The 13062-nt window shown below is 69.3% G+C and carries 6 protein-coding genes; 1 reads left to right on the top strand and 5 read right to left on the bottom strand.

Annotated elements, in window-relative coordinates; all coding sequences use genetic code 11:
- Positions 1 to 83: 83 nt before the first annotated feature.
- The 4 genes from AC06E6_RS07650 to AC06E6_RS07635 all read right to left on the bottom strand — a co-directional run bounded on the left by AC06E6_RS07650 (position 84) and on the right by AC06E6_RS07635 (position 7465).
- The gene (locus AC06E6_RS07650) at positions 84 to 1337 is read right to left on the bottom strand and encodes a DUF819 family protein (protein WP_104938333.1); all 1254 of its coding nucleotides are present in this window, start codon (positions 1335 to 1337) and stop codon (positions 84 to 86) included.
- Between the two features lie 183 nt (positions 1338 to 1520).
- A complete protein-coding gene (locus AC06E6_RS07645; protein WP_104938332.1) occupies positions 1521 to 2774 on the bottom strand; it encodes a DUF819 family protein in 1254 nt (417 codons plus the stop codon).
- A 510-nt stretch (positions 2775 to 3284) separates the two neighbouring features.
- A complete protein-coding gene (locus AC06E6_RS07640) occupies positions 3285 to 5429 on the bottom strand; it encodes a S9 family peptidase (RefSeq protein WP_478060784.1) in 2145 nt (714 codons plus the stop codon).
- Between the two features lie 74 nt (positions 5430 to 5503).
- Positions 5504 to 7465 carry an OPT family oligopeptide transporter gene (locus AC06E6_RS07635; protein ID WP_104938331.1) on the bottom strand — a complete coding sequence of 654 codons (1962 nt, stop codon included), beginning with the start codon at positions 7463 to 7465 and terminating at the stop codon, positions 5504 to 5506.
- A 239-nt stretch (positions 7466 to 7704) separates the two neighbouring features.
- Between AC06E6_RS07635 and AC06E6_RS07630 the strand changes: the two genes are divergently transcribed.
- Positions 7705 to 9462, top strand: coding sequence for a peptide MFS transporter (locus AC06E6_RS07630; RefSeq protein ID WP_240211617.1), 1758 nt, complete (start codon positions 7705 to 7707; stop codon positions 9460 to 9462).
- Between the two features lie 210 nt (positions 9463 to 9672).
- Here AC06E6_RS07630 and AC06E6_RS07625 read toward each other — a convergent pair whose 3' ends face one another.
- On the bottom strand, positions 9673 to 12558 hold the full coding sequence (locus AC06E6_RS07625; protein WP_240211618.1) for a TonB-dependent receptor plug domain-containing protein: 2886 nt from the start codon (positions 12556 to 12558) through the stop codon (positions 9673 to 9675).
- Between the last annotated feature and the right edge of the window lie 504 nt (positions 12559 to 13062).

The following is a 13062-nucleotide window of genomic DNA, read 5'->3' as shown; positions in this document are numbered from 1 at the left end:
GCCGGGCCCGGAAGCACGAAGGCCGCCGTGAGGCGGCCTTCGTCATGCCCGGGGTGGCAGCGCCGGATACCGGGTGATGGGCGTCAGGCGCCGGCCATCCACTTGAGCATCAACCCGGTGATGTAGGCCAGCACCGTGCCGGTGGCATAGCCCACCGTACCCAGCAGCACGCCCACCGGCGCCAGACTGGGATGGAACGCCGCCGCCACCACCGGTGCCGACGCGGCCGCGCCGACATTGCCCTGCGAACCGATGGCCAGGAAGAACATCGGCGCCTTGAGCAGGCGCCCGACCACGTACAGCAGCAGCACGTGGGTGCCCATCCAGATCACCCCCAGCAGGAACAGCCACGGCCGTTCCAGCAGCGACAGCAGGTCCATCTGCATACCGATGCAGGCGATCAGGAAGTACAGGAACAGGGTGCCGATCCGCGAGGCGCCGACCGCTTCCAGTTCGCGCGCACGGGTGAAGCTCAGCGCCAGGCCGGCGAAGGTGGACAGCATCACCACCCACACGAACTGGTTGTCCAGCGACGCCTGCCTGGCGAAGCTGAGGTTGGCCGAACACCACGCCGCCAGCGGCGCGGCCAGCGCATGCGCCGCGCCGACCACGCCCAGGCCGACGCCGACGATGATCATCAGGTCGGTCAGGGTGGGAATCCGCGCGCTGCGGGCCTGGTAGTCGGCGATGCGCCGCTTCATGTCGTCGATGGCCGAGGTATCGGCGCCGTTGCGCGCATCGATGGACTGGGCGCGCCCGGCCAGCCAGATCAGCGCCGGCATCAGCAGGATGCTGGCGCAGACCACGTCCACCACCGCGAACTGGCCGAAGGTGGTGGCATCGACATTGAAGGTCTCGCGCATCGCGGCCATGTTGGCGCCGCCGCCGATCCAGCTGCCGGCCAGCGCGGCCATGCCGGCCCAGGTATCCCCGGCCACGGTGGGCGGGTGGATCAGCTTCATCGCCTGGAAGGAAACCAGCGCGCCCAGCATGATGCCCACGGTGCCGGTGACGAACATCACCAGCAGCTTCGGGCCGAGCCGGGCGATGCCCTTCAGGTCGATCGACAGGGTCAGCAGCACCAGTGCCGCCGGCAGCAGCACGTCGCGGGCGATCGGGTTGTAGAGCTTGGTGCCATGGCCGTCGATCAGGCCGGCGGTGTTGTAGATCGCCGGCACGAAGTAGCACAGCAGCAGGCCGGGCACCCAGGTGAAGACTTTGCGCCAGAACGGGGTCGGCCCGCTGGCCAGCCAGAAGATCAGCGCCAGGGTCGCGGCGATGAGTCCCAGTCCGACGATGTCGTTGCTGATGAGGGCGGGGGTGCTTTCGGTCGGCATACGGCCTGTTCCTGTCGATCGAAGGGAAACAAAAACGCCACGTTGATGACGTGGCGTGGGGGAGCGAAGCCTAGCATGCCGGCGGTGGCGTTGGGCCCGGCGGCGGGAGGCCCTGCCTGCCGCCGCGCGGGGCGATGCCGGTGCGGGCGCCACCGCGCGGTGGCGGGGAACCGGGCCAAGCGCTCAGCCCGCTCCCGCCATCGCGCGCAGGGTGATGCCGACCACGTAGGCCGCGCCGGTACCCACCGCGTAGCCCAGGGTGCCGAGCAGCACGCCCACCGGGGCTAGCGCCGGATGGAACGCCGAGGCCAGTACCGGCGCCGAGGCGGGGCCGCCGATGTTGCTCTGCGAGGCGATGGCGAAATAGAAGAACGGCACCCGCAGCAGCTTGCCGGCCAGCCACAGCAGCACGATGTGCACGCCGATCCACAGCACGCCCAGGGCGAACAGCCACGGCTTCTCCAGCAGCGCCAGCAGGTCCATCTGCATGCCGATGCAGGCGATCAGGAAGTACAGGAACATCGAGCCCCACTTGGAGGCGCCCACGCCTTCGAGCTCGCGCGCGCGGGTGAAGCTCAGGCCCAGGCCGATGAGCGTGGCCAGCAGCACCACCCAGACGAACGGCTTGTCCAGGCTCACCGAGGCCGACCAGCCGACATGCGCCGCGAACCAGGCCGACAGCGGCCCGGCCACCGCGTGCGAGATCGCCACCGCGCCGAACGCCACGCCCGCCATCACCATCAGGTCGCCCAGCGCGGGAATCCGCGCGTGTTGCGCCTGGTAGCTGGCGACGCGGTCGCGCAGGTCGTCCAGGGCGGTGGTGTCCGCGCCGCTGCGCCGATCCAGCGCCGGGGCGCGCGAGGCGAAGAAGATCAGCACCGCCATCCACACGTAGCCGACGCCGACGTCGACCACCGCGAACTGGCCGAAGGTGGTCGCGTCGACCTCGAAGATCTCCTTCATCGCCAGCATGTTGGCGCCGCCGCCGATCCAGCTGCCGGCCAGCGCGGCCATGCCGCCCCAGGTGCTGCCGGCCACCGTCTCGGGATGGACCACGCCCATCAGCCAGAACGCCACCAGCGCGCCGAGCATGATGCTCAGCACCGCCGCCACGTACATGGCCAGCATCTTCCAGCCCAGGCCGAGGATGCCCTTCAGGTCGATGGACAGCGTGAGCAGCACCAGCGCCGCCGGCAGGAACACGTCGCGTGCGATCGGGTTGTAGAGCCGGGTGGTCTCGCCGTCGATCAGCCCGAAGGTGTTGTAGACCCCGGGAATGAAGTAGCACAGCAGCAGCGCCGGCACGACGCCGTAGAACTTCCTGAGCAGCCGGTTGCTGCTGGTCGATGTCCAGAAAATCGCGCCCAGCGTGGCGGCGATCAGGCCGAACACGATGATGTCGTTGCTGATGAGTGCGCCGGATGCGGCTGCCGTCATCGTCTGTTCCCCTGGTTGCATGAGCGGGGCAACGCCCCTGCCCGATCAAGAAAGCCTGCAGCGCGGCCGCTCCGTGCAGGAGACAGGGATTGCGCAGGACCCATCACCACGGCGACTCCCTCGCCCCCACCCCGCGCGTCCACGCGCCGGGCACCACGTCACTTCACCGCCGGACCGGCGGCGTGTCCCGCCCGGGCGTCACCCCGGCGCGGGTTGCCGCGGGGCGATGGCCGCGCACTGCCGCGCATGCCCGGCAGCCCAGCCAACGGGCCTTGGGCGAATCGGGCCGGCGCCGCCGGCGGGTGCGGCGTGCCGTGCGTACCGGCAACCGGCCCCCCATCGCCGGCGGCCCGGCAACCGCGGCATGCGCGGCGGATGCCTGAGGCTGGAAGGCCGCGCGTGCCCCGCTTTCCTTGCGGCCCGGCCAGGGGCGAGCGCGTGCCGGCGCGCCCGGCTGGCGGCCCACGGAACAAAAGGGCGCGCCGATGGCGCGCCCCTCCCCGCACGGGGTCATTGCCCGATGTGCTGCTTCAACCAGGCGTTGACCGTGTCGTGCCACTGCACGCTGTTGTGCGGCTTGAGCACCCAGTGGTTCTCGTCCGGGAAGTACAGGAACCTGGATTCGATGCCCTTGCGCTGCAGCGCGGTGAACGTGGCCAGGCCCTGCTCCACCGGGATGCGGTAGTCCAGCTGGCCCTGCACCACCAGCATCGGCTTGCGCCAGTTGGCGACGTGGTTGACCGGGTTGAACTTCTCGTAGTTCTGCGGGACGTCGTACGGGGTGCCGCCCTGCTCCCACTCGGTGAACCACAGCTCCTCGGTGGCATAGCCCATCGCGCGCTGGTCGAACACGCCGTCATGGTTGACCAGGCACTTCCACGGCTCGTTCCAGTTGCCGGCGATCCAGTTGACCATGAAGCCGCCGTAGCTGGCGCCCAGCGCGCAGGCCTTGTCGCCGTCGAGGAAGCCGTACTTCTGCTGCGCCGCGGCCCAGCCCTTCTGCAGGTCTTCCAGCGGGCGGTCGCCCCAGTGCTGGCTGATCGCGTCGGTGAACGCCTGGCCATAGCCGGTGGAGCCATGGAAATCGATCATCACCACCGCATAGCCCTGGCCGGCGTAGGTCTGCGGGTTCCAGCGGTAGCTCCAGCCGTTGCCGAAGCTGCCCTGCGGGCCACCGTGGATCAGGAACGCGACCGGGTACTTGCGGCCGGCCTGGTAGTCGTGCGGCTTGACCACGTAGCCGTGCACGGTCTCGTCGTTCCAGCCCTTGAACGAGAACTGCTCGAAATCACCGAAAGCCACCTCCGGCAGCATCTCGCCGGCGCTGGGGGTGATCGCGCGCAGCGGCGCGCCGGCAGCGGTGGTGCCGGTGAACACCTGGTCGCCGCTCTTGAGCGAGTTGCGGGTGAAGGCCAGCGTCTGCCCGGCCACGTCGAAGGACGAAATGCTGCCCTCGCCGACCACCTTGCTGACCGCGCCATCGGCTACCTGCACCGCGAACAGCGGGTGCTCGCCCATGTCCTGCGCGGTGGTGTACAGGGTGGCGCCATCGGCCGACAGGGTGATGCCGTCGGCTGAGCGGTCCCACTGCGGGGCGATCTCGCGGGTCTTGCCGCTGGCCAGGTCCAGCGCCATCAGGCCGAAGCGGTCGGCTTCAAAGCCCGGGCGCTTCATCGCGCGGTAGTACAGGATCTTGCCGTCGGCGCTGAACACCGGGCCGGCGTCCCACGCCGGGTTGGCGGCGGTCAGGTTGACCGGTGCGGCCTTGCCGCTGGCGTCGAGCTTGTACAGGTCGAAGTTGGTCGACCACGGCTCCTGCCGGCCCTGCACGCGGATGCTGGCGACCACCGAGGTTCCATCCGGCGACCACACGAAGTCTTCGTTGCCGCCGAACGGCTTGGACGGGGCGTCGCCGGCCAGGCCGGCACTGATCGCCGTGGCGGTCTTGCCCGCGGCCGCGCCGGCGGCCGGCAGCGGCGCCACGAACAGGGTGTTGCGGCGGCCGTCGGCCCAGGTATCCCAGTGGCGCACGAACATGCTGTCGAACACGACGCCGCTGCTCCTGGATTGTTCGCGCTGCTTGAGCCGGGTGGCGGTGCAGGCCAGGTCCGAAGCGCACTCCTGGAACGTGCCGGCGCTGAACAGCACGCGGTCGCCCTGCGGCGAGACCCGGTAGCTGTCCACGTCCAGCGCGAAGTCGGTCAGCTGGCGCGGCGCGCCGCCGGCCACCGGCATTGCGTACAGCTGCTGGCTGCCGTTCTTGGCGCTGAGGAAATACACGGTGCGGCCATCGGCCGACAGTGCGGCCGAGTTGACGTTCCAGCCCTCCGGCGAGAGCCGCTTCGGCGGTGCCAGGTCGCGGGTGCGCAGGTCGCGGATCCACAGGCTGCTGCTGGCCTTCAGGTCGGCGTCGACCACGCGCTTGGCGAAGATCACCTGCGCGCCATCGGCGGTGAGCAGCGGCGCGGACACGCGGTCCAGCTTCACCATGTCGCGGACTTCGAAGCCGCGGGCGCTGGCCAGCGAGGGCAGCGCGGCAAGCAGGCACAACGGCAACAGGGCGTGACGGAGCTTCATGGGATTCTCCCGGAACAAGGCAGGCAAACCATGGATGGTAGGCGCGGCCGGGCGCCGCGCGCAAAGGCTTGAAGTCATGCCTGCCCCCCCGCAACGACAAGGCCCCGCCGGAGCGGGGCCTTGCGCGGTCGATCATCGCCCGGGTGCGGGCATCAGCCCTTGGCCGGCGTCGCCTGCTCGCCCTTGCGGCCGACCCGGTACAGCAGCCAGCCGACCAGGAACAGCACCGCCAGGCCCACCCACTGCGCCGCGGCGCCGAGGCTGAGCGGCAGCGCCAGCACGTCCGGGTTCTGGGTGATCACGATCGGCAGGGCGATGGCGATGCCCATCAGCGCCTCGCCGGTGATCAGGCCGGCGGAGAACAGCACGCCGGGGCGATGCACGCGGTCCAGCGCCTCTTCGTCGTCGGCGCGCACCTTGTGGAAGCGCGCGACCAGGTGGGCCAGCAGGCCGCCGAGGAAGATCGGCACCATCAGCTCCAGCGGCAGGTAGATGCCGATGGCCGCGGCCAGCACCGGCACGCGGAAGCGCTTGCCGGTCTTCTTCAGCCAGCCGTCGATGGCGATCACCACCGCGCCGATCACGCCGCCGATGATGATCATGGTCCAGGGCAGGTCGCCGCCGAACAGGCCCTTGGCGACCGAGGCCATCAGGTTGGCCTGCGGCGCCGGCAGGGTCTTGGAGCCGATGCCATAGGCCTCCTGCAGCAGGTTCAGCACCGGTGCCATGATCAGCGCGCAGGAGAACGCGCCGATGCCCAGCATCAGCTGCTGCTTCCACGGCGTGGCACCGACCAGGTAACCGGTCTTGAGGTCCTGCAGGTTGTCGCCGCCGACCGCGGCCGCGCAGCACACCACCGCGCCGATCATGATCGCCGCCACCGCGCCCAGCGGCGCGCCGCCGACCTGCACCTTGCCGTCGTCGCCCAGCAGCATCAGCAGCACCACCGAGGCGAACAGGATGGTGGCGATGGTGATGCCCGAGACCGGGTTGTTGGACGAGCCCACCAGGCCGGCCAGGTAGCCGGACACCGAGACGAACAGGAAGCCGGCCACGATCATGATGATCGTCATCGGCACGCTGACCAGCCACTGGCCGACGATGGCCTGGTACAGCGCCAGCAGCGGCAGCACGAACAGCACCAGCGCCACCAGCATCCACTTCATCGGCAGGTCGCGCTCGGTCTCGGCCAGCGGCACGGCGCCGGCGCTCTTGCGCGCGGCGGCGAAGCCGCTCTTGATCCCGGCCAGCAGCGACTTGCGCAGCGAGAACAGCGTCCACACCCCGCCCACCAGCATCGCGCCGACGCCGAGGAAGCGGATCTTGGACGACCAGATGGCGAACGCCGCATCGGCCGCCGGCGCGCCGGCGATGCCGGCGGCCAGTTGTGGATCGCTGCCCAGGAACAGCGCGTGGTACAGCGGGATGGCGATGTGCCAGGACAGGATGGCGCCGGACAGCACCACGATGCCGACATTGAGGCCGACGATGTAGCCCACGCCCAGCAGCGCCGGCGACAGCCCGGTGCCGAGATAGCCGATCACCTTGTTGTTGGCGAAGTAGCCGGCGACCGCCCAGCTGTCGGGAATCACCTTCAGGCCATTGGCCGCGGCCAGCTTGACCACGCCGCCGATGGCGGCCGACAGGCCGAGGATCTTCAGCCCCGGCCCGGGGTTCTCGCCGGCCTTGAGCACTTCGGCCGCGGCCTTGCCTTCCGGGAACGGCAGCGGCTCCTCGACGATCATCGAGCGCCGCAGCGGCACCGAAAACAGCACGCCGAGCAGGCCGCCGAGGCCGGCGATGCCCAGCACCCACCAGTATTTGAAGTCGGGCCAGTAGCCCATCAGGATCAGCGCCGGGATGGTGAAAATCACGCCCGCGGCGATCGACGAACCGGCCGAGGCGCCGGTCTGGACGATGTTGTTCTCGAGGATGGTGCCGCCGCCGAGCAGGCGCAGCACGCCCATCGAGACGACCGCGGCGGGAATGGCCGTGGCCACGGTCAGGCCCGCGAACAGGCCCAGGTAGGCGTTGGCGGCAGACAGCACCACCGCCAGCACGATGGCCAGGACCACCGCGCGGAAGGTGAGCTGCGGGGGTGCAGCATTGTTCATGGAAATTTCCGGCTGGCAAAAAACGTTGCCACGCTAACGTCCGCTTAACGGCAAGTCCAGCCGTACCGCAGCATGCGCGACGTGCCATGCGGCCTGTCGCACCCCGGCACCGGGCCACGGCGACACCTGCATCCGCGCCCGCCCGGCGGCCGGGCCAGCACATGCGCCGGGCGGGCGCCGCCGGGCCCGTCCCGCGCACGGCTCCTATACTTGCCGCCGACTCCGCAGCCGGCGCCCCGATGCACGCAATCCCCGCCTCCCCGTCCAGCGACTTCCTCGGCCACCCCAAGGGGGTCTACGTCTGCTTCTTCACCGAAATGTGGGAGCGCTTTTCGTTCTACGGGATGAAGGCGCTGCTGCTGCTGTACCTGACCAAATACCACCTGTTCGGCGACAAGGCCGGGCTGGACCTGCTGGGCGCCTACGGCGGGCTGGTGTACTGCGTGCCGGTGTTCGGCGGCCTGCTCGCCGACCGCTGGCTGGGCATGCGCAAGGCGGTGGTGTTCGGCGGCATCCTGCTGGTGCTCGGCCACCTGGGCATGGCCTTCGAGGGCCACGCCGCGCAGCGCGTCGGCGGCGAGGTGGTGCGCGACGACGCCGCGCTGGGCGCGACCTACCTGTCGCTGGCGCTGATCGTGATGGGCGTTGGCTTCCTCAAGCCCAACATCTCCACCATCGTCGGCAAGCTGTACCCGGACAACGACCCACGCCGCGATTCGGGCTTCTCGCTGTTCTACGCCGGCATCAACCTCGGCGCGCTGTTCGCCTCGCTGGTCTGCGGCTTCCTCGGCGAGGCCTACGGCTGGAAATACGGCTTCGGTGCCGCCGGCATCGGCATGCTGGTCGGCCTGGCCATGTTCCTGTGGGGGCAGAAATACCTGCAGGGCCACGCCGAGCCGCCACGGCCGCAGGCGCTGCGCGAGCGGGTGGCCGGACTGCCGCGCGAATGGCTGATCTACGCCGTCGCCATCGCCGGGGTGGTGCCGGTGGCGGCGCTGATGTGGGCCGCGGCCAACGGCGCCTTCGCCCTGGGCGGCGAGATCAGCCTGGCGCTGATGCTGATGGTCGTGGTGCTGGGCGGCGTGCTGCTGTGGTTCGCCTGGTTCACCGGTACCCGCTGCACCCCGGTGCAGCGCCAGCAGATGATCGCGCTGATGGCGCTGATATTCATGGCACTGGTGTTCTTCACCCTGTACGAACAGACCTACGGTTCGTGGGTCACCTTCACCGACCGCCTGCTGAGCAAGGACCTGGTGCCGTCGCTGGTGATCCGCGACGGCACCCCGCTGCCGTGGTCGATCGCTTCGCTGCTGCTGGCGCCACTGGGTTTCGTGGTCGCCGCGCGCCTGTCCGAACGCACCCCCGGCTCGGGCGCGCCGCGCCTGCTGTTCGCCATCATCGTCGCGGCGATGCTGGTGCTGCTGCTGCGCGACTGCCTGGTGCTGCCGCAGACCGCCGGTTCGCTGACCTACCTTGGCGCGCTGTTCCTGGTGCTGCTGGCGCCACTGTTCGCCGCGTTGTGGGCGTGGCTGGACCGGCGCGGGCTGGATCCGTCCAAGCCGGTGAAATCCTCGTTCGGGCTGCTGTTCGGGGCGCTGTCGTTCGTGCCGCTGGCACTGGCCGCGCAGCAGGTCGGTGCCAGCGGGCAGATGGCCAGCGTGTGGTGGCTGGTGCTGGCCTACCTGGTCCTGGAGATCGGCGAGATGTGCCTGTCGCCGGTGGGACTGTCGGCCGTCACCCAACTGGCGGCCCCGCGCGTGGTCAGCCTGATGATGGGCACCTGGTTCCTGGCCACCGCCTTTTCCGAAACCCTGGCCGCACTGTTCGGCAAGCTCGCCGCCATCGACGTGCCCGAAGGCGAAGTGATGGACATCGCGCAGGCCGCGGCCCGCTACGAACACCTGTTCTGGCTGCTGATGTGGATCGGCCTGGGCTGCGCCGTGCTCGCCCTGCTCGCCGCGCCGCTGCTGAAGCGGATGATGCACGGGGTGCGCTGAGGGCGCGCCCTGGCGGGAGCACCAACGGCGCCAGCGGGCGCCGTTGGGATCATGGCGGATGCGCCCCTACTTCGCGGTGTCGCCGCCCAGGTGCCGCGACAGGAACGACGCACCTTCACCTTCCCTGCCCCTCCCTGATCGCCTCGTCCATGGAGGCCGATTCTCGCCACGCGGCAAGCCCATGTGCACGGGAGCGGCCGCCTGCGCGGCTCAGAAATCGACGTCCAGATTCACGTACACCGCGCGCCCCTGGATGCCGTAGATGTTCTGGTAGAACGGATACCAGGTCATGCTCGTGTCCCGGGGCCCGTAGCGGTCGAACAGATTGGTCACGTCCACGCCCAGGCGCACGTTGCCGGTGATCTTCTTCGACAGGCTGGCGTTCCACTGCACGTAGGACGGCAGCTGCGCGCTGGCCTGGTAGTTCACCCGCGCGCCGTTGCGGTAGCCATAGACGCTGGCCGACCATTCGCCGCGGTTCCAGCCCAGCGTCCAGTTGCTGCGCGAGCGGAACGCCAGCGGCTGGTTGCCGCAGCTGTAGGTGGCCGAATAGGAGCAGCCCATGTAGTCCTGCCATGGGTCGCCGGCGGCGACCTGCACGTCGTAGCCCAGCGTGCGGCTGTAGCCGGCGTTCAGGCTGAAGTCGCCGAACCTGCTCCCGCTCCAGGCGTACTTCAGGCTCGCGTCCACGCCCTTGGTACGCACGCCCGCCTGGTTGATGGCGTCCAGGAAGTACCCGGTGACTTTGCCCGCCGCGTCGCGCTGCACATAGGCCAGGTACACCGCGCAGGCACCGGAATTGGGATCGACCGGCGTGCCATCCACGCGCTTGCCGAGCAGGCAGCTGGCGTTCTCGCTCATCAGCGTGGCGGTATCCAGGTACTGGCTCTTGCCCTTGAGCGTGATCTCCCAGTAGTCGGCACTGAGCGACAGCCGGTCGGTCACGTCCCAGACGATGCCCAGGCCGTTGGAGGTGGCGGTTTCCTCATGCAGTCGGCTGTTGTTTCCGCCTTCCACGTACCAGGCACTTTCGTGGTGGTCGGCCCCGCACTGGGCGAGCCCGGCCGTCGTGGTCAGGTCCAGGCCGTCGCGGCGGCACAGGTAGTAATTGGTGATGTAGTCGTCATAGTTGGTCACCGGCTCGCCGTAGAGCCACATGATGTTGGGCGCCATGAAGCTGGTCTGCCGGCTGGCGCGCAGCAGCAGGTTGTCGAACGGCCGCCATTCGAGGCTGGCCTGCCAGGTGATCGCGTCGCCGACGTCGGAGATGTCGTCGTACGTGTCCCAGCGCCCGGCCACGTTGGCGACCAGGCGCTGCAGCAGCGGGATGCGGAACTCGACGCCGGCACCGTAGCGGTCGCGTGGCCCGCCACCGGACACGCCGGTGTGGTTGAAGGTCCTGTCGGCGCCTGTATACGTCCCGAGGCTGCGGCGATCCGGACGCAGTTCGTACTTCGAATGCGAGGCCTCGAACACCGAGGCCATCTCCACGTCGCCGGCCGGCAGCGCGAACAGCGCACCGTCGAGGACGAACTGCGCCTGCAGGGTCTGCGACAGGTTGCGGTTGCGGATGGTGTCCACCATCGACGCGTATTGCTGCGGGGTGATGGGCCCGAACAGCACCGACGGATCGATGCGGTACAGCGGCGCACCATCGACCTCGCCCAGCGCCTCGCCGAACAGATAGCGGTGCACGCGGTCGGTCATCAGCTGCTTCCAGCTGCTCTTCATCTCGTCGCGCGACAGGCTGACGCTGGCGTCCCAGTCCAAGCGCGCGCCCAAGGTGCCGCGCACGCCGGCGTTGGCGCTGAGGGTGGTCTCGTCCCACACCCGCATCGGCGCGCCGCCGATGTCGTTGGGGTCGAGCGCGCGCCAGTACTCGAACTGGCCGATGTCCACATCATGCGCGCTGCCGGCGTTATACAGGTACATGCTGGTGCGGTGCGCGGCCTCGCTGCGCGAGCGCTGCACCAGCAGCTGCCCGTACCCTTCCAGCGCGTCGTTGAAACGGAAGTGGCCGGACACGTAAGCCGAGGTCTTGTCGTGCTTGTTGGCCAGGGTGTCGCCGTCGTAGTAGTTGGCGTTGCCACAGGCATACGGCCGCGCAGCGCTGGCCGAGCCGTACATCGGGAAGTAGTTGCGCCCGAGGCTGCGGCAGGTGTGCTCCAGCGCCGCGGTGGCCGTCGCCGGATCGACATCGCCGGCATAGAGCAGCCGCCCGTCGCTGCCGAGCCAGTAGTAATCGTTGTAACCGGCATCCATCAGCGCCGTGTCCAGGCCGAAGGTGGGGCGGTTGCTGCCCGCATTGCCCGGCGCGTTCATGCCGGTGCGGATGATGTTGCCGCGCTGCCAGGAGAAGATCGGCTCGCGGTTGAGCTGTTCGAACGCATAGGTGACGCTGCCGCGGTCCCATGCCTTGCCGCCACTGAACTGGAACTGCCCGGTATCGCCGCCGCCACGCGTGGTGGTGCCGCCGCGCACGCGCAGGTGGTTTCCTTCCCAGTTGTCGCGAGTGACGATGTTGACCACGCCGGCGACGGCATCGGAACCGTAGATGGCCGACGCGCCGCCGTTGAGGACTTCGATGCGCTCCACCACCACCGCGGGAATGCTGCCGACGCTGACGCCGGTGGAGGCGGCGCCGGAGCTGGCCGCGTACTCGGTCATGCGCTTGCCGTTGAGCAGGATCAGCTGGTAACCGACACCCAGCCCGCGCAGATTGAGGAACGCGGCATCGGGCTGCGTGGAGCTGGCGTTGAACTCGCCGCCGACCACGTCGCCGTTGAACTGGGTCAGCGTCTGCAGCGTCTCGGCCACGGTGCTGTAGCCCTGCTTGCGGATGTCCTCGCTGGTGATCACCACCACCGGCGATGGTCCTTCGACCGCGGTGCGCTTGATCCGCGAGCCGGTGACCTCGACCTTGTCCAGGGTGCGCGCGACATCGCCCGCATCGGCCTGTCCGCTGGCCGCGTCCGGTGCCGCCTGCTGCGCATGCGCGGCGCTGGCGGCCAGTGCCGCGGCCGGCACCGCCAGGGCCATGAAGACCGCGACTGCAAGGCGGCGATGCTGCGGTTGTTGCGGGCGTTTGGACATCATGGTTCGTCTCCCCGTTGCTCGGCGTGGTTCGGCTGGAAGGCACTGCGGCGATGGCGATCTGTCGCGAAGGACGGCGTTGTCCCTTTTCCGGGCGCTACGGCGGGCTCCGGCGCTGCGCATCGCAACACCGGAATAGGCGGCACCAGGCCCGGGCACGTTCCGGTCGCATGGCGGCCCTGCGGGCACGCTTCCCCGGAACATGACGGCGATCCTAGGCGCGTCGCCAGCGGTCACGCATCGGGAGAAACCCCGATTGTTCGCATGCCGTGGCGGCGTCCGCCGACGTGGTACCGGCGCGTTCGAGGCGACGACGAAACCACTTTGAAAATGACACCTGCGCAGTGGCTCCAGGCGCGCGTGGATGCGGTATCGTTGCCGCGGTCGACGCAGGCCGCGACAGCACGCGCGCCGTCGCTGCACTTTGCGCCTGTCCATGCCGATCGCTGCATCCGCGGACATCGCCGCGCATGACGGACACCACCTTCTCGAACAGACCGGGGAAAA

This window comes from Stenotrophomonas sp. Steno-Z10-HUANG, assembly GCF_056393075.1.
The sequence above is the reverse complement of the archived record's forward strand: the minus strand, read 5'-3'. Positions and strand labels throughout refer to the sequence as shown.